At 45.8% G+C, this 24,979-nt stretch carries 24 protein-coding genes; 17 read left to right on the top strand and 7 right to left on the bottom strand.

Translation table 11 applies throughout. From position 1 onward, the window contains the following. Positions 1-151 precede the first annotated feature (151 nt). From ABIN22_RS19435 to ABIN22_RS19485, 11 genes are all read left to right on the top strand, one after another. Complete coding sequence (locus tag ABIN22_RS19435) at positions 152-1,090, top strand: substrate-binding domain-containing protein (protein ID WP_109731149.1); 939 nt, start codon at positions 152-154, stop codon at positions 1,088-1,090. Further along, positions 1,091-1,984, top strand: coding sequence for a phosphate ABC transporter permease subunit PstC (pstC, locus tag ABIN22_RS19440; protein WP_109731148.1), 894 nt, complete (start codon positions 1,091-1,093; stop codon positions 1,982-1,984). It abuts the gene before it with no gap. Further along, positions 1,977-2,837, top strand: a complete 861-nt coding sequence (gene pstA / locus ABIN22_RS19445; protein ID WP_109731147.1) for a phosphate ABC transporter permease PstA — start codon at positions 1,977-1,979, stop codon at positions 2,835-2,837. The genes pstC and pstA overlap by 8 nt, the downstream gene beginning before the upstream one ends. A 14-nt stretch (positions 2,838-2,851) precedes the next feature. Further along, positions 2,852-3,601, top strand: a complete 750-nt coding sequence (pstB, locus tag ABIN22_RS19450; protein ID WP_109731146.1) for a phosphate ABC transporter ATP-binding protein PstB — start codon at positions 2,852-2,854, stop codon at positions 3,599-3,601. A gap of 1 nt (position 3,602) precedes the next feature. Beyond that, on the top strand, positions 3,603-4,268 hold the full coding sequence (gene phoU, locus ABIN22_RS19455) for a phosphate signaling complex protein PhoU (RefSeq protein ID WP_109731145.1): 666 nt from the start codon (positions 3,603-3,605) through the stop codon (positions 4,266-4,268). A gap of 86 nt (positions 4,269-4,354) precedes the next feature. After that, positions 4,355-5,035, top strand: coding sequence for a response regulator transcription factor (locus ABIN22_RS19460; protein ID WP_109731144.1), 681 nt, complete (start codon positions 4,355-4,357; stop codon positions 5,033-5,035). Next, entirely contained in the window at positions 5,025-6,335 is a 1,311-nt protein-coding gene (locus ABIN22_RS19465; protein WP_109731143.1) for a sensor histidine kinase, read from the top strand. Before ABIN22_RS19460 ends, ABIN22_RS19465 begins: the two co-directional genes overlap by 11 nt. Positions 6,336-6,474: 139 nt before the next feature. Then, complete coding sequence (locus tag ABIN22_RS19470; RefSeq protein WP_346910639.1) at positions 6,475-6,996, top strand: DUF8052 family protein; 522 nt, start codon at positions 6,475-6,477, stop codon at positions 6,994-6,996. A 63-nt stretch (positions 6,997-7,059) separates the two neighbouring features. Next, a complete protein-coding gene (locus tag ABIN22_RS19475) occupies positions 7,060-8,799 on the top strand; it encodes a carbon starvation CstA family protein (protein WP_118621519.1) in 1,740 nt (579 codons plus the stop codon). Between the two features lie 216 nt (positions 8,800-9,015). Beyond that, positions 9,016-9,846, top strand: a complete 831-nt coding sequence (locus ABIN22_RS19480; RefSeq protein ID WP_109731140.1) for a threonine/serine exporter family protein — start codon at positions 9,016-9,018, stop codon at positions 9,844-9,846. After that, entirely contained in the window at positions 9,837-10,319 is a 483-nt protein-coding gene (locus ABIN22_RS19485) for a threonine/serine exporter family protein (protein WP_330405328.1), read from the top strand. The genes ABIN22_RS19480 and ABIN22_RS19485 overlap by 10 nt, the downstream gene beginning before the upstream one ends. Here ABIN22_RS19485 and ABIN22_RS19490 read toward each other — a convergent pair. Then, positions 10,271-11,110: a helix-turn-helix domain-containing protein gene (locus ABIN22_RS19490; RefSeq protein WP_109731395.1), complete on the bottom strand. Its 840-nt coding sequence runs from the start codon at positions 11,108-11,110 to the stop codon at positions 10,271-10,273. The two genes, ABIN22_RS19485 and ABIN22_RS19490, sit on opposite strands and share 49 nt — an antisense overlap. A 126-nt stretch (positions 11,111-11,236) precedes the next feature. Between ABIN22_RS19490 and dapF the strand changes: the two genes are divergently transcribed. From dapF to radA, 6 genes are all read left to right on the top strand, one after another. Further along, positions 11,237-12,094, top strand: a complete 858-nt coding sequence (gene dapF, locus ABIN22_RS19495; protein WP_118621520.1) for a diaminopimelate epimerase — start codon at positions 11,237-11,239, stop codon at positions 12,092-12,094. Between the two features lie 358 nt (positions 12,095-12,452). Continuing rightward, positions 12,453-12,956 (top strand): hypothetical protein, encoded by a 504-nt coding sequence (locus ABIN22_RS19500; protein WP_346910642.1) that lies wholly within the window; start codon positions 12,453-12,455, stop codon positions 12,954-12,956. 98 nt (positions 12,957-13,054) lie between these two features. Then, on the top strand, positions 13,055-13,426 hold the full coding sequence (locus tag ABIN22_RS19505; protein WP_109731137.1) for a GntR family transcriptional regulator: 372 nt from the start codon (positions 13,055-13,057) through the stop codon (positions 13,424-13,426). 78 nt (positions 13,427-13,504) lie between these two features. Next, the gene (locus ABIN22_RS19510; RefSeq protein ID WP_346910645.1) at positions 13,505-15,949 is read left to right on the top strand and encodes an ATP-dependent Clp protease ATP-binding subunit; all 2,445 of its coding nucleotides are present in this window, start codon (positions 13,505-13,507) and stop codon (positions 15,947-15,949) included. A gap of 90 nt (positions 15,950-16,039) precedes the next feature. After that, positions 16,040-16,453 (top strand): endosialidase, encoded by a 414-nt coding sequence (locus tag ABIN22_RS19515; RefSeq protein WP_109731135.1) that lies wholly within the window; start codon positions 16,040-16,042, stop codon positions 16,451-16,453. Between the two features lie 106 nt (positions 16,454-16,559). Continuing rightward, entirely contained in the window at positions 16,560-17,912 is a 1,353-nt protein-coding gene (gene radA, locus ABIN22_RS19520) for a DNA repair protein RadA (RefSeq protein ID WP_109731134.1), read from the top strand. 124 nt (positions 17,913-18,036) lie between these two features. Here radA and ABIN22_RS19525 read toward each other — a convergent pair whose 3' ends face one another. From ABIN22_RS19525 to ABIN22_RS19550, 6 genes are all read right to left on the bottom strand, one after another. Further along, positions 18,037-18,891: a YitT family protein gene (locus ABIN22_RS19525; RefSeq protein WP_346910648.1), complete on the bottom strand. Its 855-nt coding sequence runs from the start codon at positions 18,889-18,891 to the stop codon at positions 18,037-18,039. A 208-nt stretch (positions 18,892-19,099) separates the two neighbouring features. Next, positions 19,100-21,658, bottom strand: coding sequence for an ABC transporter permease (locus tag ABIN22_RS19530; RefSeq protein WP_346910650.1), 2,559 nt, complete (start codon positions 21,656-21,658; stop codon positions 19,100-19,102). Between the two features lie 12 nt (positions 21,659-21,670). Then, positions 21,671-22,336 (bottom strand): ABC transporter ATP-binding protein, encoded by a 666-nt coding sequence (locus ABIN22_RS19535; RefSeq protein WP_109731131.1) that lies wholly within the window; start codon positions 22,334-22,336, stop codon positions 21,671-21,673. A gap of 194 nt (positions 22,337-22,530) precedes the next feature. After that, complete coding sequence (locus ABIN22_RS19540; RefSeq protein WP_346910652.1) at positions 22,531-23,577, bottom strand: ATP-binding protein; 1,047 nt, start codon at positions 23,575-23,577, stop codon at positions 22,531-22,533. A 233-nt stretch (positions 23,578-23,810) separates the two neighbouring features. Continuing rightward, a complete protein-coding gene (locus ABIN22_RS19545; RefSeq protein WP_109731129.1) occupies positions 23,811-24,521 on the bottom strand; it encodes a LytR/AlgR family response regulator transcription factor in 711 nt (236 codons plus the stop codon). Positions 24,522-24,708: 187 nt separating this feature from the next. Further along, positions 24,709-24,979: hypothetical protein (locus ABIN22_RS19550; RefSeq protein WP_346910654.1), on the bottom strand; the 271-nt coding region annotated here is incomplete at its 5' end.

Genomic DNA, 24,979 nt, shown 5'->3' on the forward strand with positions numbered 1-24,979 from the left:
GATATTCCGGTATTTAACACAGATTTAACATTCCGCCAATTCTATATTTTACATTCCCCCTTTATGATTACAACTGTGAAGAAGATATTCAAAGAAAACAGGCAGGTATTTGACCTGCGTATCAATGTAGGGTAAAGGAGAAATGTAAATTATGAAAATGAAAAAGTTAATAGCAGCGTTATCTATGGTCAGCATGCTTGCAGTCGCAGTGACTGGATGCGGCAGCAGCAAAGATACATCGGCAGATGCTTCATCAGATGCAAATGCAGATACAAAAACAGAGCAAAGCGGTTCCGAATGGGACAGCTCCAATGATATCACAATCGTATCCCGTGAGGACGGATCAGGTACGAGAGGTGCTTTCATTGAGCTTTTCGGGATTGAGGAAAAGAACGGTGACGAAAAGATTGATATGACAACAGAGGAAGCACAGATTACAAATAGCACTTCTGTTATGCTGACAACCGTTGCAGATAACGAGTATGCAATCGGCTATGTATCACTGGGTTCACTCGATGACAGTGTAAAAGCTGTTAAGATTGACGGTGCCGAGGCAACGGCTGAAAATGTTAAATCAGGTACATACAAAGTATCCAGACCGTTTAATATCGCGGTAAAGGAAGGTCTTGATAATGAGGTAGCTAAAGATTTTATTAACTTCATCATGAGTGAAGAAGGGCAGTCCGTTGTGGAAGAGAACCACTATATTGCAATTGATGATGTGAAGCCGTTTGAGGGAACATCTCCTTCCGGTAAAGCTGTAATCGGCGGCTCATCCTCTGTATCACCGGTAATGGAAAAACTGATCGAGGCATACAACAAGCTGAATCCAGGTGCTGAGCTTGAGCTCCAGACAACAGATTCTACAACAGGAATGACATCTGCAGTTGACGGAAGCTACGACATCGGTATGGCGTCCAGAGAATTGAAAGACACAGAACTTTCAGAAGGATTACAGGCAACTGTTATTGCAACAGACGGTATTGCCGTAATCATGAACAAGAACAGTTCTGTAGATAATCTGAGCAGCGAGCAGGTGAAATCCATCTATACAGGTGAAGCTCTTACATGGGATGAGGTAATCGAATAAATGAAATCAAAAGCATGGAGTGAGAAATTCATGCAGGGAGTGTTCTTCATTGCCGCCTGTGCTTCGGTACTGGCGGTAGCTCTTATTTGCATATTTTTATTTGCAAATGGTATCCCTGCGATGAAGGAGATAGGTTTTTTGAAATTTATTTCAGGTGAGAAGTGGAGACCGAATAACGACATATACGGCGTACTCCCGATGATTGTGGGCAGCATATATGTGACCGCGGGAGCAATCATCATCGGTGTGCCAATCGGAATCCTGACCTCTGTGTTCATGGCAATGTATTGTCCAAAAAGGATATACAAGCCATTGAAAGCAGCTACGGAGCTTCTGGCAGGTATCCCTTCTGTTGTATATGGATTCTTCGGGTTAGTAGTGCTCGTGCCCTGGGTCAGAGAACTGGGGATTACATTAAAGCAGCTGGGAATCACAAGGACAAGCGGAGACGGAAACAGTATGCTGACCGCATCGATCCTTCTGGGAATGATGATTCTGCCTACTATAATCGGTGTAACGGAGTCGGCTATCCGCTCAGTTCCGCCACAATATTATGAGGGGGCCCTGGCACTTGGCGCAACACATGAGAGAAGTATTTTCCGGGTCATCATACCGGCCGCAAAGTCTGGCGTCATTGCAGGTATTGTTCTTGGGATCGGGCGTGCGATCGGCGAGACTATGGCAGTTATCATGGTAGCAGGAAATCAGGCAAGAATGCCGGCAGGAATTCTCAAAGGAATCCGTACACTGACTGCCAACATCGTTATGGAGATGGGATATGCGACAGATCTGCACAGAGAAGCGCTGATTGCGACCGGTGTTGTCCTGTTTGTATTTATTCTGATCATCAACTTCAGTGTAGCCTTATTAAACAGGAGGACGGAACGTGAATAATCAAACAACATTCAGCCAGAAATTGAAAAATTACTTGAAACATCCCGGCTCTTTCATCACGATGCTGTTTGTCATGCTGGGGGCAGTCCTTACGTTTACGGTTTTGATTTTCTTAATCGTTTATATACTTGTTCATGGAGTACCATATATCAAACCTTCTCTGTTTTCATTAACTTATACATCAGAGAATGCATCATTGATGCCTGCGCTGATCAACACGGTGACTATGACTCTGCTGTCACTTTTGATCGCAGTTCCATTTGGAATTTTTGCAGCTATTTTTCTTGTAGAGTATGCAAAAAGAGGAAATAAATTCATGGGCGTGATCCGTCTGACGACTGAAACACTTTCCGGAATTCCCTCCATCGTTTATGGCCTTTTTGGAATGCTGTTCTTTGTAAACACTCTGGGGTGGGGATTTTCCCTTCTGGCAGGCGCATTTACGCTTTCGATCATGATTCTGCCACTGATTATGAGAACGACTGAGGAAGCGCTGAAAGCCGTACCTGATACTTTTCGGGAAGGCAGCTTCGGTCTGGGTGCGGGAAAACTCAGGACGGTTTTTCGAATTGTTCTCCCATCAGCGGTTCCGGGGATTCTGGCGGGGATTATTCTTTCTGTCGGAAGGATTGTCGGTGAGACGGCTGCCCTGATGTATACGGCCGGGACAGTAGCAAAAGTTCCCACCAGTGTGATGGGATCGGGAAGAACCCTGGCCCTGCATATGTACAATTTGTCAAATGAAGGCCTGTATATGGATCAGGCCTATGCGACAGCAGTCATCCTGCTCGTGCTGGTAGTGGGAATCAACGCATTGTCCGGCGTGATCGCAAGAAAATTAACGAAAGCGTAGAAAGGAATCGAAAGATGGGAAAAATAAGCATCAAAAATCTGGATTTATATTACGAAGATTTTAAAGCCCTGAAAAAAGTAAATCTGGAGATAGAAGCAAATAAGATCACGGCATTTATCGGTCCCAGCGGGTGTGGAAAGTCTACCCTGCTTAAGTCCATCAACCGCATGAATGATCTGGTGCAGGGATGCCGCATTGAAGGAGAAATCATGCTGGACGGCCAGAGTATTTTCGGGGGAATGGACGTGAACCTGCTCAGAAAACGTGTGGGAATGGTATTTCAGAAACCAAATCCGTTTCCGATGAGCATCTATGACAACATTGCCTTCGGACCACGGACACACGGCATTCATTCGAAATCAAAACTGGATGATATTGTGGAGAGGTCACTGCGCAGTGCGGCTATTTGGGAGGAATGTAAAGACAGGCTGAAAAAAAGTGCTCTTGGAATGTCAGGAGGACAGCAGCAGCGCCTGTGCATTGCAAGGGCGCTTGCGGTAGAGCCGGAAGTACTGCTGATGGATGAGCCGACGTCCGCCCTGGACCCGATCTCAACGTCGAAGATAGAAGACCTTGCGATGGAGCTGAAAAAAGATTATACTATTGTCATGGTGACACATAACATGCAGCAGGCAGTTCGTGTCTCAGACAATACGGCATTTTTCCTTCTCGGTGAGGTAGTGGAATACAACGATACAGAAAAATTATTCTCCATACCGGCAGATAAACGGACAGAGGATTATATCACAGGGAGGTTTGGCTAAAATGCGGAATAGATTTGACAAACAGTTACAGTTATTGGATGAGCAGCTTACCCATATGGGGGAGCTGTGTGAGATTGCAATTTCAAATGCTACAAAGGCGCTGCAGGAAGGCAATCTCGAGCAGGCAAAAGCGATTATGGATGCAGATGAAGAGATCGACCAGATGGAGAAAGACATCGAGAGGCTGTGTCTGAAGCTGCTTCTCCAACAGCAGCCGGTGGCAAAAGACCTGAGAAGGATTTCGGCCGCACTGAAGATGATCACGGACATGGAGCGCATTGGCGACCAGACGGCCGATATAGCAGAGATTGTGCTGTCATCCAAACATAATACAGCCACGGACATTAAGGAAATCGGCACGATGGCGGCCGCGGCCAGCAAGATGGTACGCGAAAGCGTGACTGCTTATGTAACAAAGGATCTGGAGCTGGCGAAGAATGTCATGGAGGCGGATGATTATGTGGATCATCTGTTCAATACGATCCGTGATGAACTTGTGGAGTACATCCGCTCAGCAAAGGGTGAGAATGGAAAGCGGATATTCGATCTGATCATGGTAACAAAATATCTGGAACGCATCGGCGACCATGCAACGAATATTGCAGAATGGGTAGAATTCTCTATCACGGGCGTTCATAAAAACGGCATCTCACTGGCCGGGAGATAAAAAAGAAGTATGACTGTTCCACATTTTGTACGGGCCGTGCATCAAATGTACAGTTCTGTACCGGACAGTTGCGAAGGAGTGACAAGATGATATATTGTGTGGAAGACGATGATAACATCCGGGAGCTTGTGATATATACACTGGAAACTACAGGGCTGAAAGCGCAGGGATTTGCCGAAGGAGGCGCTTTTATGGAGGCTCTGGCGTTTGATACGCCAGAGCTTATTTTGCTTGATATCATGCTCCCCGGTGAAGACGGGCTTGCGCTGTTGAAAAAATTAAAAAACTCTGCCAGAACAAAAGATATTCCTGTCATTATGGTAACGGCCAAAGGGGCAGAGTATGATAAGGTGATCGGACTGGATTCCGGTGCGGACGACTATGTGACAAAGCCGTTTGGCATGATGGAGCTGGTATCCAGAGTGAAAGCTGTTTTACGGCGTTCGGGCCGGGTTCCGGACAAGGACGAACTAAGTGCATCGGGCGTCAGTGTGAATGTAAGAAAGCATGAAGTGACGGTTGACGGCAGACCGGTGACACTCACACTGAAAGAATTTGAACTGCTTGAGAGACTGGTAAGGAACCGGAATATTGTCCTCACCAGAGACCAGCTTCTGGAGGATATATGGGGATATGATTTTGACGGAGAAACGAGGACCGTTGATGTGCATGTCCGTACACTACGGCAGAAACTGGGGGATAAAGGAGAGATCATTGAGACTGTGAGAGGAGTCGGCTACCGGGTGGGGGATGCAGATGAGAGCTAGAATCCAGAAAAGCATGGTGCTTGTACTTACGATTACACTGCTGATATCTTATGCCGTCATGACAATCGTGGTGTACAGCCAGAACCTTGGACTGCTGAAAAGCGAAGTCAGGCAGGAGGCACGTTATATCAGGACGGCTATCAATATATCAGGTCCAGCCTACTTGGAACAGATGGACGATGTGGATACCGGGACACGGGTGACCCGGATCGATACGGCGGGTACCGTGCTGTATGATTCCCGCCGTGATGAGGCGGCACTCGATAATCACGGGTCAAGGAGCGAGGTATTACAAGCCCTGAAACAGGGGGCAGGTGAGGATATCAGAATGTCCGGAACTGTCGGAAAAGAGATGTATTACTATGCGATTCTTCTGGAGGATGGGACGGTGCTGCGTGTATCGAAGACGATGGATAATCTCGTGAGCACTGCCTTAAATGTCCTTCCGGTCATGTGCATCCTTGCTGCAGGTGTGCTGTTTCTTGCATGGCTGATGGCAAAATGGCAAACGGCCAGGCTGATCAAGCCGATCAATGAACTGGACCTTGAACATCCTCTGGATAATGAGATTTATCCGGAGCTGTCCCCACTCCTTCAGGCGATGGATGAGCAGAACAAGGCAAAGGATGCAGTAGCGAATATGCGAAAGGAGTTTTCAGCGAATGTGTCCCATGAACTGAAGACCCCGCTGACTTCTATATCCGGATATGCCGAAATCATGAAAAACGGAATGGTCAGACCCCAGGATATCCCTAATTTTTCAGAACGTATCTATAAAGAGGCCAGAAGGCTGATCACACTGGTGGAAGATATTATCAAGCTGTCCAGACTGGATGAAGAATCTGTGGAGTTAGAAAAAGAAGATGTAGATCTCTATGCCCTGAGCAGGGAGGTGGTCAGCAGGCTGTCTCCGCAGGCGGGGGCTAAAAATGTACAGATCATGATCGAGGGGGAATCCGTAACCTATCACGGGATCCGCCAGATTCTTGATGAGATGATCTATAATGTCTGTGAAAATGCAGTCAAATATAATGTTTCAGGCGGGCAGGTGAGCGTATGGGCAGGAAATACACTAGAGGGGCCGAAGGTGAGCGTTTCCGATACCGGGATCGGTATCCCGAAAGAACATCAGGAGCGTATATTTGAGCGCTTTTACAGGGTGGATAAGAGCCATTCCAAAGAACGCGGAGGAACAGGCCTGGGGCTTTCCATTGTGAAACATGGTGCCCTGCTTCACGGCGCCAGAGTGACAGTGGACAGTGAACCGGGAAAAGGGACCAGAATTGAGATTAAGTTTTAAATAATAAAATTTCTATGTCAACTATTAAAAAAGTATAAAATTTATCATTGTAAAACCGTTTTTTATAGTGTAAACTATAAAAAGCGGTTTTATTACATTCATGTAGTAAAGTGATAGAGCCTTAAAGGAGAATAGGAATATGACAGGACAGGAATTTTTAGAGAAGCTTCTGCAGTCTTATCAGTCAGCTTTTGATATAACCCGTCCGTATGATGTCAATGGGGACAAATTTGATGCGTATGCGGCTTTCAATGTAACCAGTGCCAAGTATGTCCTCGTAAAGAAGGCAGAACTATGGCGGGCAAATTGCTTTGAGCATACGTTTTTTGCGTGCAGGCCTGCGCTGACAACGGAGGATCTGGCAAGGTTCCGTGAGGATATCGTTACCTTCATAGAGCCTCAGCTTGTAAGGGGCGGAGAAGCCTGTACGGCTGAGCATCATATGTATACATATATAACGGGAATATTCATCTGTGAGAATGGCATCCCGGGGGAAGTCAAAAAGCAGGTAAAGCAGTTTAAATATTTTAAGAACTACCGGCTTGGATTCCGGGGCTATGCAGAGGCAAGGCTTCTTGTCTTTGACAGGGAGAACCATAAAGTGTTAGGCAACCGGGCAGCGAAGGACCTGGTCAAAGGATATGAAAAAGTAAGGGTATGAAAAGGTTATGAACCTTTTTATATAGAAAAGCTACTACTAAACAACAAAAAAGGAGTGTGAACTATGAATGCAGTAGTAATTTTATTAGTAGGAATCCTGATTCTTGTCATTGCCTACGTTACATACGGTAAATGGCTGGCAGGACAGTGGGGAGTAGACCCGTCCAGAAAAACTCCGGCACACGAACTCGAAGACGGGATGGATTATTGCCCGGCAAAGGCACCGGTACTGATGGGACATCATTTCTCATCCATCGCAGGTGCGGGCCCGATCAACGGACCGATCCAGGCAGCAGTATTTGGCTGGGTTCCGGTATTATTATGGATCCTGATCGGAGGTATTTTCTTCGGTGCTGTTCATGACTTTGGTGCATTATTTGCATCCATCCGCCATAAAGGACAGTCTATCGGTGAGGTTATCGCTGACACAATGGGAACAAAGTCCAAGAAGATTTTCATTATATTCTCATATCTGACATTGCTCCTCGTTGTTGCAGCATTTGCATCTATTGTTGCAAATACATTTATGGCTACATTTACAGAGACAGGTGCAGTAGACTATGCAGCATCCTCCGCAAATGCGTCAACAGCCATGATTTCTATTTTATTTATTGTGATTTCCATCGTTTTTGGTTTTCTGGTTTATAGAAAGAATGCATCCCTTGGTGTATCTACAATCGTTGGTGTTATTGCAATTATTGCCTGCATGGTAATCGGGCTGAACTGGCATCCGCTGTACCTGAGCAATAAGACATGGATGATTATTGTTGGAATCTACATCCTGATAGCATCTGTAACACCTGTATGGATTCTGCTCCAGCCGCGTGATTACCTGAGTTCCTTTTTGCTTTACTTTATGATGGCTGTGGCTATCGTTGGTGTAATCGGAGCCGGACTCACAGGAAATGCGGGCCTTGATATTCCTGCATTTACAGGATTTAAGGATACTCTGATGCCGACAGGGACCTCTCTGGGATATATGTTCCCTGCATTGTTTATTACAATTGCCTGCGGGGCGATCTCTGGTTTCCATTCACTGGTTGGTTCCGGAACGACGGCAAAACAGCTGAACAGTGAAAAAGATGCACGCCCAATCGCATACGGCGGTATGCTGATTGAATGTGCTCTGGCGATTATTTCTCTTTGTGCAGTTGGATACGTATGGAAAAACTACTCTGCAGGAGAGCTTGTTGTTCCGACAAACGTATTTGCAACCGGTATTTCAAAGATGACATCTACCATTCCTTTCCTGAAAGGTGCCGAGAGTGTAATCTTCTCCATGCTGGTGCTTGCAGTTTCTGCATTCTGCCTGACATCACTGGATACAGCGACACGTCTCGCACGCTATATGTTCCAGGAATTCTGGCTGGAGCCGGGCGAGGATGTGAAGACAGCAACCGGGTATAAGAAAGTCCTGACAAATCCATATGTAGCGACTATCATAACAGTTGTGCTCGGTATAGCACTCGGTATGACAGGCTATGCAAATGTATGGCCGTTGTTCGGTGCTGCGAACCAGCTTCTTGCTGCACTCGGCCTGCTGGCTGTTGCAACATGGCTCGGAAAAGTCGGAAAGAACAACAAGATGTTCCTGCTTCCGATGGCATTCATGCTGATTGTGACACTGACATCACTCTGCCTGACAATTAAAACAAACTTTGCCGGAATTATGGCAGGGGCAGACGGAGTCGTATGGTGCTATATCCGCCTGATTATCAGCGTACTGCTTATTGTACTGGCGGCAGTGCTGGCAGTAGACGGAGTCAGGACACTGACAGGACAGAACAAAAAGGCTAAGGCATAAAGAAAAAGCGGCTGTAATCTGATATGTACATCGGATTACAGCCGCTTTTTATGACCGCGGATACCCGTAGAGAGAAAACAATGTCTGTGAACTGTTGTTAAATAAATAACTTAACATATGGCCGATGACTTTCTTACAAAAGCGTGCTACAATAGATTACTTGAAAGCAGAATGTGAATAAAACTGTGTAAATGCAGGTGTTTTGGGGGATTTTGTATGGATGACAGAATAGATTGCACGACGGATAAGAAGGCGCAGGATGAAAGTGTCGACATGAGGGATGTTTTGGATCTGGCCATGAATATGGGGAGGGTGCTCCTGAAAAACGGAGCCGAGATATTCCGGGTGGAGGAGACGATCGACCATGTATGCGGACGGTATAAGATCGGAGACGTGGAGTCGTTCGTTATGAGCAACGGGATCTTTATTACGGCCCGGGATGAGACAGAGGATATCTATGCGAAGGTGAAGCACATTCCGATTTCCGGCTTCCATCTGGGGATCGTGACTGAGGTGAATGACCTATCGAGAGAGATTTCGGCGGGGAAGATCGGATTGAAGGAAGCACGCATGCGGCTGGAAGAGATAGAGAAGATGCCTCCGAAGCGGGGGCGGTTCCGTATTTTAGCCGCAGGAATCGGGAGCGGGTGTTTCTGTTACCTTTTGCAGGCGAATTTCTGGGAGAGTATGATTGCAGTGCTGATCGGGTGCCTCCTCTATGTCTTTGTGATCTTTGCGGAGAACCACAGACTGACGAAGATTATTACGAATATTGTGGGAGGCGGATTTATAACGGTGATGGCTTTACTGGCGCTTTCGATACCGTGGCCGTTTCCTGTCAGGATGGATAAGCTGATCATCGGGTCCATTCTGCCGCTTGTACCCGGGGTTGCATTTGTAAACTCGATTCGTGATATTGCCAACAGTGACTTTATTTCCGGGATTGTAAGGATCGTAGATGCGCTTCTGGTATTTGTTTACATTGCCATCGGGGTTGGATTTGTGCTCGGGTGCTATAACAAGATTACAGGAGGTGGATGGATTTGATCGGGGATATTATTATTAATATGTTTTGTTCCTTTCTCGGGACAATCGCATTCTCTGTCCTATTTAACGTGCCGAAAAGATTCTACATCTGCTGTGGGTTTACCGGAATGGCAGGCTGGCTGTGTTATCTGATCTGTATCAACGGCGCTTCGGTATCCACTTCCACGTTTTTCGGGACCGTACTGGTCGTTTTAATGTCCCGGATACTGGCCGTGTGGAAAAAGTGCCCCATTACCGTATTCCTTGTATCCGGGATATTCCCGCTGATACCGGGAGCCGGGGTCTACTATACCGTATACAACGTCGTACAGGGAAATCTGGCCGAGGCCGCCGGCCGCGGGATCGGCGCTATAAAGGTGGCATTTGCGATTGTTCTTGGCATTGTGTTTGTTGTATCCATACCGAAGCAGTGGTTTCAGGTAAATTATTGGCGGAGCAGGTTCCGGGGAGCCTCGGAAAATTCCGATTTATAGGCGCGGGAAAATGTGGAATAGTCATGGAACCCACTGGCGAAGCATGCCTGTGTGATAGGCATGCCGTCAAAAATCAGGTCTCTTGCATGCAGGAGACGCCGGTAAGTGATATAATTGCCGATTGTGTAACCTGTTTCTGCTTTAAACAGGCGCATCATATAATACCTGCTGATGTAAAATGTCTTTGCAAGAGTGTCGATATCGAGGTTTTCCGTGAGATGGGTATTGATATACTGCATAATGTCAACGATTTTCGTGTTATACAGTTCTGTGTCAAGGAACTCCACATGATTCTTGATTGCTGCACGGTTCAGCTGGATCATAAACTCAAGGAACAGGATCTGCCGGTATAAACTGCTGGCATACTCTTCATCAAGAAAGGAACGCTCAAGGCGGTTCGTCACCCGGAACAGAGAACTTTTCTCGAGGGAATGGATGCGAAGCACGTTAGAGTGTTCTTTTCTTGCTTTTTCGAAGCAGTAGTTCAGATCATACTCGGATGTCTTGTAGTCCTCCATGAACCCCGGTGATATATAGACGATGATCCGTTCATAAGGCTGGGAACTGTCTGCCTGTACCCGGTGTATATCATTGCGGTTCACAAGGACGATATCGTAAGGCTCCAGTGCATAGGACTTTCCTTCTATAATATACTGCACCTTCCCTTTTATAAAAATCGTGATTTTGTGAAAATCGTGGTAATGAAATTCGAACTCTCTGGAAACAGTATCTTTTATATGGAAGATACGGAAATCGCTGTTTAAGTACCCGCGTTTATTATATTGCTGCATAATTGCTCCTTTCTGTTCTAAATTCCTTTTTTATTATAGAGCATTATTTGCAATATGAAAAGCATTTACTCCGTATTATATGAAGAAAATGCCTGATATAATGTTAGAAACAGGAGGTGCGTGAGTATGAAAATTACATTGGAACGTTATCATGGACTTGGAAATGATTATCTTGTATTTGACCCGAATAAGAATGAACTGAAATTGAATAAAGAGAATGTTGAGATGCTTTGCAACAGAAATATGGGACTTGGATCTGACGGTATTCTGGAAGGCCCTTTTATCGGTGAGAAGCATATGTCTTTAAAAATCTGGAACCCGGACGGAAGTATCGCTGAGAAGAGTGGGAACGGCGTCCGCATTTTTGCAAAATATTTAAAGGATGCCGGATATGTGCAGAAGAAAAACTATAAGCTGGTCACGGACGGCGGACTGGTTGAGATCACATATCTCAATGAGGACGGAAGCCGGCTTCGTATATCAATGGGAAAGATGTCTTTCTGGAGCGATGAGGTTCCGGTGACGGGAGAGCGCAGAGAAGTAATCAATGAGGATATGGTATTCGGAAGGACCCTGTATCCTGTAACATGTGTGTCAGTAGGAAACCCGCACTGCGTTATTCCGATGCGTGAGATTTCCAAACCGCTTGTATGCAAGATCGGTAATTATTCAGAAGTAGCAAGATATTTCCCAGAGCGTATCAACACAGAGATCATGAAAGTGATTGATAATAATAACATTGCGATAGAAACTTTTGAGCGCGGAGCCGGCTACACGATGGCTACAGGAACAGGGGCATGCGCCGCAGCCGGAGTTGCTTACAAACTGGGGCTGACCGGGAACAAGGTAATCGTGCACATGCCGGGTGGTGAACTGCAGGTGGAGATCGATGAAAACTGGGATGTGTATATGACTGGGGAAGTATTCTATGTGGCTAAGATCTGCCTGAGTAATGAATTTGTGGAAAAACTAAGGGCCCTGTAGGATCAGGCCGGATATCCGGGATTAATTTTCAAGCATAAGCATGGCGATGGCGACATAATCTTCTTCTGCCAGCGACTGTGCACACAATAAAATATCATGTATATAAGACTGGGGAAAATCAAGTTCAGATGCAATATCTGGGATTGATTTTCCTTCTTTATTTTAATATAGAATCAGGCAAAATACAAGAATGGAAGTGCCTGCATGTGCCATGCCTGTCATCTTTCGTCTGCGGGTAATTATAAAGACTGTTAGCTAGAAGTTTATATGGTTATATGATATTATAATTTCTAAATAAACGAAATTCATAAACAACGAAAACCATAGTCAGCAAAATTGCTATAGGGGAGGAACGGTTATGAAGAGAAGAAAAATAAGCGCATTAGTATTATTTTTAGCGGCTGTATTGCTAATTGGAACAGTTACATTCTACTCCCGCGCAGACGACTCTTCTGCGTCTCTCATGTCCAGATGGGGAGCCCGGCTGAATGAATATGCCAGTAGAAAAACGGAGACTTCCGCTCAGGAAGAGATAAATCAGGCAAAGGAATTTTATATGCTAAGCGGAATGGATGAAGAGATGGCAGAAGCAAAGGCAGAAGAATACATGGCTGAACGAGAAATGTTATACCAAAAAGCGGTTCAGTCTGGCTATGGGGTGACGGATGAAGATATCCGGGCTTATCTGGAGGAATTAAAGACCCTCATGGATTCGGCAGACAACAAAGAGGATGTTCAGGCACTTATAGACCAGTTTGGCACAGAAGAAGAATACTGGGATTACCAATACAGGGTCTATGAGAAGAACCTGCCAATACAAAATTACGTAAAAGATCTTGAAAGGCAGCAGGCAGACCAGTAACGTTTCTCAGTCTGGAAATATTTCCGCTGCAGAATCCGGGCTTGCTAAAACAAGTCCATGTGTGCTAACATATGTATAACAAAAAGGCAGGTGATGTTATGCTGATTGAGATAGATTTTAACAGTGATGAAGCGATATATATTCAATTGCGCAACCAGATCATTATAGGGATTGCGACGTCCACTATTCACGAGGGGGACCCTCTGCCGTCCGTAAGGCAGCTGGCCGATACGGTAGGCGTGAACATGCATACTGTGAATAAGGCATACAGTGTCTTAAAACAGGAAGGATTTATCCAGCTGGACAGGAGGCGCGGGGCAGTGATTGCCCTCGATATCGACAAGATAAAGGCGATGGAAGAGATGAAGACGCAGCTTATCATTTTACTTGCAAAAGGATGCTGCAAGAATATTTCCAGGGAAGAAGTGCATAATCTGGTGGATGAGATATTTGATGAATATGAAAATTAAGGTAACTGTTCATGGTCCTGAACAGTTACAAATTAAGAAAGCAGACCGCTGAATTAGGAAAAGTGACAGGAGGAAGACATGCTGAATAATTATACAAAACAGGCCGAGCGCGCGATCAAGTATGCGGGGACGATGGCAAAGAAGCTGAAGCATCCGTATATTGGGACGGAACATTTGCTTCTCGGGTTAAGGAAAGAGTTTACAGGGGTTGCAGGACAGATACTGGCAATGAATGATGTGGATGAGGAGAAGATACTCCGTCTGATGGATGAACTGATTGTGCCGGCTTCGGAGGAACTGGAAAAGGAGAATCCAAAGGAAAGCCCGAGGCTTCTATATCTGCTGGATAACAGTGCGAAGGAGGCACAGCACCTGCACACAAGGAGTGTGGGGACGGAGCACCTTCTGCTGGCTATGATCCATGATGTGGACTGCGTGGCAACGAGGGTCCTGATTACATTAAATATCAGTCTCCAGAAGATTCTGCAGGATGTGCTGAATGCCGTCGGCATGGACCCGAAGGAATATCAGGAAGAGATGCAGGACGATTCCAGAGGGAAAAGCAGTTCAGTCGAGCAGTTCTGCACGGACCTGACAGGGGAGGCGGAGGAAGGCCGTCTGGACCCGGTGATTGGAAGAGAGGATGAGATTTACCGCCTCATGCAGGTGTTAAGCAGGCGGACAAAGAATAACCCGTGTCTGGTAGGGGAGCCGGGGGTCGGCAAGACTGCTATCATTGAGGGGCTTGCGGCAAGGATTGCGACAGGCGTTGTGCCAGAGAATATGAAAGGGAAGAGAATCTATACTCTGGACCTTCCCGGACTGATCGCGGGATCAAAATACCGCGGTGAATTTGAGGAGAGAATGAAAGGCCTGATTTCGGAAGTGAAATCAAGCGGCAATATTATCCTGTTCCTTGATGAGCTGCATACCATTATCGGCGCAGGCGGGGCGGAAGGTGCGATAGATGCATCCAGTATTCTGAAGCCGGCGCTTGCCCGCGGGGAGATGCAGCTGATTGGAGCAACTACGATCGCTGAATATCGCAAGTACATTGAAAAAGATGCAGCGCTGGAGCGTCGTTTCCAGCCCATTACCGTAGAGGAACCGTCTAAAGAACAGTGTCTGGAGATTCTGAAAGGACTGTCGAATAAGTACGAGATACATCATAAAGTAGCCATTACAGAGGAAGCGCTGGAGGCGTCTGTTCATTTATCTGAGCGCTATATTACAGACAGGAATCTTCCGGATAAAGCAATCGACGTGCTGGATGAGGCGTGTTCCAAGGTGAGTATGCGCGGATATAAGGTTCCGGAGAATTTGAAGACTCTGGAAGAGACGCTTAAAAGCCTGATTAAGCAGAAGGAAGATAGTATCAAAGCAGGTAATTTTGACGAGGCCTCCAGACTTCATAAAGAACAGAAGGACGTGGAGGATAAGCTGGAAGGTTTAAGAAAACGTTTCCAGAAGAAGACGGCTGCACACCATCCGGAGGTGAAAGAGGATGATATCGCAGAAGTTGTATCTGCATGGACCAAGGTGCCGGTACAGAAACTGGCGGAGAGTGATACAGACCGTCTGAAGAAGCTGGAACAGGTCCTGCATAAAAGAGTGATTGGGCAGGATGAAGCTGTCAGCGCGGTTGCCAGAGCTGTCAAGAGGGGACGCGTGGGCCTGAAAGATCCAAAGCGCCCGATTGGTTCCTTCTTATTCCTGGGACCGACAGGTGTCGGAAAGACAGAGCTGTCAAAGGCATTGGCCGAGGCACTGTTCGGCAATGAAGAGTCCATGATACGGGTTGACATGTCCGAGTATATGGAGAAGCATTCCGTGTCCAAGATGATCGGTTCACCTCCGGGATATGTCGGACATGAGGAAGGCGGACAGCTGAGTGACCAGGTGCGCACGCATCCATACTCGGTAATTCTTTTTGACGAAGTGGAGAAGGCACATCCGGATGTGTTCAATATCCTCCTTCAGGTACTGGATGACGGGCACATTACTGATTCACAGGGACGGAAGGTAGATTTCTGCAACACGGTCATTATTATGACATCCAATGCGGGTGCAAAGGCAATTGTGGAGCCAAAGAAACTCGGCTTTGCCACAAAAGAGAATCCGGCAGATGATTACAAGCGTATGAAGCAGAATGTCATGGATGAAGTTAAGACAATCTTCCGGCCGGAATTCCTGAACAGGATCGATGAAATCATCGTATTCCATGCCCTGAACAGCACACATATGAAGCAGATTGTAACACTGCTGTGCAGAGCATTTACGAAGCGTGTCAAAGGCCAGATGAATATTACCCTGACTATGCGTGATTCTGCCAAGAAGCATATTGTCGAGAAAGGGACCGATGCGAAATATGGCGCGCGGCCGCTCAAAAGGGCCATGCAGACAGAACTGGAGGATAAGCTGGCAGAGGCGATTCTAAACGGTGAAGTGAAAGAAGGCGACCATGTCGAAGTTGGATTATCTAAAAAAGAAATTAAATTTTACCCAAAGTCCACAAATGAGTAGAAAATAAAATCGAATTATTATATAATAGATACCAGACAGGATACAAATAGGATAACCAACAATCTGAAATACCTAGGAGGACAAGGAAAGATGGCAACAGTAAAAGAATTATTACGCGCAGAAGAGGACGGAACACTCAGCTTTGGAGATTATACACTCGATAAGAAGACAAAACTGGATAATTTCGAATTTGAAGGCGATATTTATAAAGTAAAGACATTCAAGGAGATCACGAAGCTGGAGAAGAACGGCATGTTCGTATACGAATCCGTACCGGGAAGCACAGTAGAGAACTTCAGCGCGGCAGATACATCCGTAGCATTTAAAGTATCTGCACCGGAAGATGTACAGTTTACACTGGAGCTCGAGCCGGAGAGTGAATATGAAGTGTTCATTGATGAAGTGTCCGCAGGTAAGATGATGACGAACTTAAGCGGAAAGTTAAGCGTAAGTGTGGAATTTACATCCGATGACGGTGTTGTTGTAGAAGTTGTAAAGTGCTAAGAAGCACCGGTTTTAAGGCGTGGTGGGACTTTATGACAGGATGATAAAAGGATAAGGAATAAAAGGGGGCAGGAGATCTGTCCCTTTTTTCACGGAGAGGAGCAGCATGGCAAAGGCTAAGAAGAGCGTATTTTTCTGCCAGAACTGTGGTCATGAGGAAACGAAATGGCTGGGGCAGTGTCCGGCATGTAAAGAATGGAATTCTTTTGTGGAAGAAAAGGTTAGTGTTACAAAGAGCAGTACGGTGAAGACAGCGAGAGAGACCCAGGTAGTCTCTCTTTCAGAAGTCAGTGCGGACGATCATACAAGGGTTTTGACAGGAATCCGGGAACTGGACCGGGTGCTGGGGGGAGGCATTGTGCCGGGATCGCTTGTACTGGTCGGCGGTGATCCGGGTATCGGTAAGTCGACGCTTCTGCTGCAGGTATGCCAGAACCTGTCGCAGACGAAACATACACTGTATATCTCCGGTGAGGAATCTCTTGCGCAGATCAAACTGCGTGCAAACCGGATGGGGGAATTTAAGGAGAATCTGAAGCTCCTCTGTGAAACGAATCTGGAGACGATCCGGACTGTGATTGAGAACCAGCGTCCGGAGATGGTCATCATTGATTCCATCCAGACAATGTACAGTGAGGAAGTTGCATCCGCACCGGGGAGTGTGTCGCAGGTCAGGGAGTCTACAAATGTTTTTATGCAGCTTGCGAAAGGGCTCGGAATATCAATCTTCATCGTCGGGCACGTTACAAAGGAGGGGACCGTTGCAGGACCGAGAGTACTGGAGCACATGGTAGACACGGTGCTTTATTTCGAGGGGGACAGACATGCCTCCTACCGTATCCTGCGGGGCGTGAAGAACAGATTTGGTTCTACGAATGAAATCGGGGTGTTCGAGATGAGGCAGAACGGCCTTGTGGAGGTGGAAAACCCGTCCGAGTATATGCTGAGCGGCAAACCTGAAAATGCCTCCGGTTCAGTAGTGGCGTGTTCGATGGAAGGAACCAGGCCGATCCTGATAGAAATACAGGCGCTGGTCTGCCAGAGCAACTTCGGACTGCCGAGGCGGACTGCGGCCGGTACAGATTATAACAGGGTGAATCTGCTCATGGCGGTTCTGGAAAAACGTATCGGGCTGCCCCTTTCCAATTATGATGCATATGTAAATATTGCAGGCGGGATTAAGATGAATGAACCTGCGATTGACCTTGGAATCGTCATGGCGCTTGTATCTAGCTATAAAAACCGCCCGATTGATGAGAAAATGATTGTGTTCGGTGAAGTTGGATTAAGCGGTGAAGTGCGGGCGGTCAACATGCCGGAACAGAGAGTCGGGGAGGCGAAGAAGCTGGGATTTGAGACCTGCATCATCCCGGAGGTATGCAGGGAAATGGTGAAGGAAATAAAAGGAATTAAAGTAGTCGGGGTCAGGACGATCAACGATGCTATGAATCTATTGTAAAGAAGATGCTGTTGCTGTGCATGCCAGAAGGGGTGAAGCAGTAACAATGCACAAGAGCCGCACGACAGGTATTAATAACAATAATATCTGCCGGGCGGCTCTTTCTAAAACATATAGCATGCTATCATTTATATATTTTCTGGCTGGAGAACCCGCGCCCTTTTACCTCATTCACATGACTGATAATAATGAATGCCTTCGGATCAAGATCCATGACAAGTTTATTCAGTTTAACCAGCTCGCGGTTAGAGATAACAGTGAGCACAATCGGTTGGTTTATATTTAAATAACCTGTTTCCGCCTGAAGAAAGGTTGTTCCCCGGTCAAGCTGTTTCTGGATCATGTGGTTGATTGCATCATACTGCGTGCTGATAATCTTTACCTCTGTCTGTGAAGTACCCATAATCAGGAATTTATCCAGTATGACAGAATAGATCATAACGAGTACAATTCCATAAATAGTCTGTTCTGCGTTAGAAAATGTCATCTGCAGAATCAGGATGGAACAGTCGAATACATACAGCATTGCAGAAACTGAAAGTCCCAGTTTCTTATTCAGCACAAGGGGCGGAATATCCATGCCTCCCGTGGATGCCCCGGCACGGATGACAAGTCCGATGGAAAAGCCGATCATGATCCCCCCGCAGATTGTGGAGAGCATTCTGTCGTCAGTGACCTGCCCAAGGGCAGGAATCTTCTGGAAGACACCCAGGATAACCGGATAGTAAAATGTACTGACTAATGTGGTCAGCGCAAAATGTTTTCCGAGAACGGCGGCACCCAGAATAAACATGACGAAGTTAAAGCCGAATACAAATACAGAAATCGGAACCTGAAAGTAGTGGTTGAAGGTAAGCGCGAGTCCGGTTGTACCTCCGGTGATCATTTTGCCGGGCAGAATGAACATAGTAATGCCAAGTGCGTAGATTGTATTGCCAAGCAGAACTAAAAATAAGTTTTTCAAATGAGAAGTATTCATAATTTTCCCCCTTTATCCTATAATCCGGCAGCAGAGTAGCAATTTACCTGAATAAAGTGAAAAAAGCAGATGACTTTCGCCATCTGCTTTTTGATTCTTTAATTTTCCTGATTGATTCCAACTGTATTCTGATAAAATGTATGTCCATTGTCCTGCCACCTTTATGAATAATACCTTAGCATAGAATACGCAGAATGTAAAGGAAAGGCTATTCCATTCTTAACCGTTCGACAATGCTTTGCTTCTCAAGGTTCTTAAAGCAGGCGTACGGTATAAGTACTGCAAGGGCAAGGATAACCGGTGTGCAGACGAAGAGTGGGAACAGTGTGAAGCGGAAGGTTGCGTATCCGTCTGCGGCCATAGCCCTGATTACGGTTCCCACGGCCAGGGAGCTGACGGCGTAGGAAACAAGGAGAGTAAAGCCGGCATAGAAAAGCCCTTCAAAAACGAGCATTCTGCAAAGCTGCCTTTTGGTCATTCCGATACTCTGGATCATTGCGAATTCTTTTTTTCTGGATACGATCGCGGTCACCATACTGTTTACAAAATTCAGGATTCCAACCAGTGCAATGACGATACTGATGGCATTGCCGATGACGGTGGAGGCACGGGTCTCTTCTTTATACTGTTCCTCCATTGTTTTTCTGGATGTGACAGGAAGGGTTGTATCTACATTCCTGGTGTAGTCATCCAGCATTTTTTGTGCGGCAGCAATTTCCTGATCATCCACATTGAAGAATAGTTTACGAAGTGTGTGATCGGGCCAGAGTTCTTTGAAGTGTTCGGACGGAATGATAAAACTCATATGGAACTGACGCTTTTGTGTGTCTTCCACTGCACCGTTAGCAATAGAATTTACAGGAAAAACATTTGCCATAACGGTGTAAGTATTATCACCGATTATGACTTCACTTCCGATAGAAGCGGTTGGAAGTACAGTATTCTGATCAATGGAATCTTTTTCTATAGCAGGTGCAAGTGCCAGTACATATTTCCCGGTACTGAATTTTTCGGCATCAAAATCACCCTTCAGGAGATACTGCTCCTGTACAATGGTATCCAATGGAATCCCATCGAGTCCATATACCACTGCCGCGGCCTTCTTATCCTCCATTGCCTGTGCTGCGGCCTGGGCCCCCTGTTTGTCATAGCTGGCCCATTCTTTTAGGACATCCTCTGTATAATAGGTTTTTAAATTTTGCAGGGTCTGATGATCTATCTCTAAGGACAGCTGGCTGGAATACATGTGCCCTATACCTTCTAATCCATTCAGTGCTTCTACGCGTGCCGACAGCTCCTGATTCAGGGTGGTGCCGTTGGGATTATAGCCGGCAGTCCGGTCTTCGTGTGTGGAATCTGACAGCTCAAAATCCGAAATCGTCAGGCCGGACAGATATTTTTCCATGTCAAAGGAAGCATTTTTGGCATAAAAACAGCTCAGCAGTACAAGGCCAAGAGAAAGAGAGCTTATGACCAGTACGGTGCGCTTTTTGTTTCTTCCAAGATTGGCAAAGGCCATGCCGGGAAGTGAGGCCCCCTTCCTGCTTTTTTTTGTTTTCTTTTTGGAAGAGGTACCACTGTCATTGTAACGAAGAGCTTCAATCGGGGACACCTTCCCCGCAAGGCGTGCCGGACGCAGGCAGGAAATAAGCACGGTAAGCCATGCAAAGAGCGTGGAGCCGATAAAAATCAAAGGATTGGCAGAAACGGAAATCTGTCCGTCCATCATACCGAGCATGACGGGGACAAGCACCATGCCCAACAGGTATCCGAGCACAAGCCCGGCCGGAATACCGATCAGACACAGTCTGTCAGCCTGTCCGTATATGATCTTCTTAATCTGTTTTGTCGTCGTACCAAGTGTTTTCAACTGTCCGTAAAACTGAATATCAGCGGTCACGGAAATCTGGAAAATGTTATAAATAATTAGATAGCCTGCTATGAAAACAAGTACCATTCCAAGGTACATTGGTATGGTTTCCTGAGCCGCTGAAGCGTTCATTTCCGGAGAGTATGCAAGATTCATTGAATAGCGAAGGCCGGACAGGTCTAAATCCTTAAGGATATCATCCATTGTTTCTTCGATATGGCTGTCGCTTTTCAGAGAAACCTGTGCCATATGAAGTCCCAGAATCTGGCTCTCGCCGGAGGAATCCAGACCGGCCGTCATCTCATCGGCAAAGGTGCGGCTGACCCATGCCATGCTTGCATAGGCTGACTGGTTGCCATCCCAGTAACCACAGAGTGTAAAGGTGGAGGAGGTTATTTCATCAGAAGCCGGATCTTTGCGCCATTCCAGAGTCACTGCTTCCCCCAGCGTATGCGGGATGCCCAGCCGGTCCAGTACAAGCGTATCCAGAGCCACTTCATCCGCGGCCCCGGGCATGGTGCCGGTCGTCGGAAATGCAAAGGAGTGTGAAGCATAGCTGTCATCGCCCCAGCGTATTTCCAGCTGGCGGCCTGAAAGTTTTTGGTTTTCGGCGAGCCCCATAACGATACTATTTCCCAATTCTTCCACATCGGGGTGGGAACTGATTTTTTCTGCCTGTTCTTCTGTAATAGATTTAAATGAAACCTGTGCATCATACCCGGATTGCCGGAATGTCATTTCAATCAGATTTTTAGTCATGCTCTGTGATAATACAAAAAGTGAGGTAAACATCAGCGTTGTCAGTGCGATTGCAAGAACCGCAACCCTGTTTCTGGTACGGTTTGCCTTAAAGCTGCGCGCCGTAATCGTGCTTAGGATAGAATTTCTATTTTTCATATTGTCACCGCCCTATTCGTGGATTCTGCCATCTTCGATGCGGATGGTCCGGTCAGCCAAAGCTGCAATTTCAGGATTGTGGGTAATCATTACAATGGTCTGTCCGAATGTGCGGCTTGTTCTCTTTAGGAGATCAATTACCTCGTCACTCGTCTTGCTGTCCAGATTACCGGTAGGTTCATCTGCAAGGATGATGGCTGGTTTGCTTGCAAGGGCCCTTGCGATTGCCACGCGCTGCTGCTGGCCGCCGGAAAGATTATTCGGCATGTTATCGAGTTTCTTTTCGAGGCCAAGTAATTCGACGATTTCCCGGATAAATTTTCTGTCCGGTTTCTTCTGGTCCAGCTGGATTGGCATTATAATGTTTTCATATACATTTAAAACGGGAACTAGATTATAGTTCTGGAAGATGAAGCCGATGCGCTGGCGGCGAAATACAGTCAGGTCCTCATCGTTTAACTTGCCCAGCTCAAAATTGTCTACTTTAACACTGCCGGAGGTCGGGTGGTCCAGCCCTCCCAACATATTTAACAACGTGGATTTCCCACTTCCGGATGTTCCGATAATGGCCGTAAATTCTCCCTGTTCAATAGAGATGCTGACGTCGTCCAGTGCCTTTACGATATTTGGTTCTGTTCCATAATACTTTTTCAGATTTTTTGTTTTTAAAATACTCATAACTTTTCTCCCTCATTTCTGCGAATGTTTTCTGTACTTGAGCTTATTATATTTCTGCAGGGGAAAAAGGCAATGGAGAATGAAAAAACTAATATTCAGGAGGAAAAAACTAAGATGATGGAAAGAAAAGAGGGCCCCGCAAGTCGGTTTTAGACTTTTGGGATCCTCTCTTAGATGCCGGTATTTGATTGATTTTATGAAACCGGAATTACAATTTTCAGGTGGAAGGTCTCGTTCATGATCTGGGTGATGCACTGTCCCTCGTACTTTTCCACGGCGGCTTTGATGTTTGTAAGACCAAAGCCATGCACGAGGCTGTCAGTTTTACTTGTCCTTTCGGGCATCTTCATATCCGCGGTAATGTTGTTTTCCACATGGATGGAAAGCATATCACGGATGCGGTCGGCTTTCAGTGTTATGAGACGTTTTTCAGGCGGAAGCAGGATACTGGCCTCGATTGCGTTGTCCAGAGCGTTTCCGAAAATGGCGCTGATGTCCAGCGGTTCGATAAAGGTTCCGTCTTTGAAATGTACGAGTGCACTGAAATCAATCTGGTTTTCCTGGGCTGACCTTGCTTTGTCACGGAGCAGGATATCCAGAAAAGGATTACCGGTGTGATAGTAATTTTCGTAGCCCTCTATCTGGGAGCGGAGTTCCTGAATAGATTGCTGTGTTTCCGGAGTACAGGACGAGGCTGACTGCAGAACCAGCAGATGGTTTTTTAGGTCGTGGTAAATCCGGCGGATACGTTCTTCTTCCTTGAGCTTATCTTCATAATAAGAGTGTTTTAGTTCCAGTTCGTGTGCATGGAATTCCAGCTTCATAGTCCGGCAGATATACGATGTGAGGTAAATACAGCCGAAGCTGGTGAAAATCGAGGCACCGCAGATGGGATAAATGCTGATGACCTGTTCCGGCATAAAAAGTATAGTTGTAAAAACAGCGACAAAAGGGGCAGAAAGCAGTAGGTCTACAAACAGCCACATACGTGTTCCCAGGTCCAGGGTAATACCTCTTAGTAACTTCTTCGTGACCAGCCAGGCCCCTGTCCAAAAGAACAGCCGCAAAAGTACCTCCACTACATGGATGAGAGTACTGATTAAAAGCACTTCCGGAGAAAATGCAGTATCGGATTTTGCATTTGTGATTCCGAAAAACAGCCGCGTACCTATATTAAGCGTTAAGTAGTTGACCGCGATCATCGCAGGATAAAATACAAGCAGGGCAGAGAATTTTTCCACAAAACTGCCTGTATGGAAGACCAGGAGATAAAGAAATAAGGCAATTAAGGCACCGAAAAGGTTTATAAGGTCATTGGCGTATATAACTGTTTTAGCAATGTAGGAGCATGCAAAAAAGGCAGCAATTTTTATTACTGTATGCCTGCGTGTCGGTAAAAAAGTTCTAATGATCCAATAGAAGACAAATCCATAAAGCCATGTAAATATTTCGGCCAGGATATCTAAAGCAAGTATCATAACATATCCCCCCAGTATTGCGTCAGCTGATCCATAAAACTTTTTCGCTTCGGCTGGCTGATCGGAAGCTTCTGTCCTGTAATCAGTTCCACTTCCAGCTTTTTTACGCCTTTTATATAGAATAAATTAACAATATAACTTGTATGGCAGCGGGCAAAGCTGTAATCACACAGTTCCTGCTCCATTTCCTTCATACTTTTATAGCAGACAATATTTTCATCTTCCGTGTGCAGGAGCAGATTACGGTTAAATGTTTCTACATATCGAAGAGACTTCAGCGGGATTTTATATTTTCCGGTATCATTCGTTACTATTATAGAAGAAACATCATTTTTCCGGTGGGTTTCGATCCAGCGGTCCATCTCAGACTTCAGACGGGCGTATTTCATAGGTTTAATAATGTAATTGGTTGCCTGATACTTATAACCTTCAAGACCGTACTGGGTCAATGTGGTCAGAAAGATGATGCTGACTTGGGAATCCTTCTGCCGGATCAGTTCTGCTGTCTTAAAACCATTCATTTTATTCATTTTGATATCGAGAAAAATCAGGTCAATTGTAGTGTCATAGTGGTCAATCAGTTCACTGCCGTCACAGAATGTTGTTATCCTGAACAGTTCCCCGGCCTCTTGTTCATAATGCTTCAGAAGTTCGTGCAACTGCTCGGTAAATTTTTGTTCATCATCGCATATGGCTATATGCAGCATATTAGTCACCTCATATTTTGTATTATAAACCTGCTGTCCGTTTGATTATACTGTATCTCGTCATACTTCTCAATTAGAAAAAACAAATGTGTCGCTTTTAGTCGTTGTTTAAAGATATAAATTGTCTAAATTGCATGAATTAAATAAAAAATATAAAAATTATTGACAATTAAGACGGGGGATGGTATTATAACATTCGTCGCTGATAAATACCTGCGACTGACTGAATCAGGGATGCGGAAGCAATCGCCTGATAAGACGGTACGGTAGACGGATGGTTGTAAAAACTGTCAAAAAAAGCTGACAAAAAAGTGTCGAAAAATGTTGACAAAAACTGGTATGATATGGTATCATAATCAGGCTGTCGCTTGAGGGACTGGTAAAAACCGGAACCGATGACGAGAAAGAAAATGAAAAAAGTTCTTGACAAACAGCAGCAGACATGGTAATCTATAAAA

This window comes from Faecalicatena orotica (genome assembly GCF_905197545.1).
In the GTDB taxonomy this organism is placed as follows: Bacteria; Bacillota; Clostridia; order Lachnospirales; family Lachnospiraceae; genus Faecalicatena_A; species Faecalicatena_A orotica.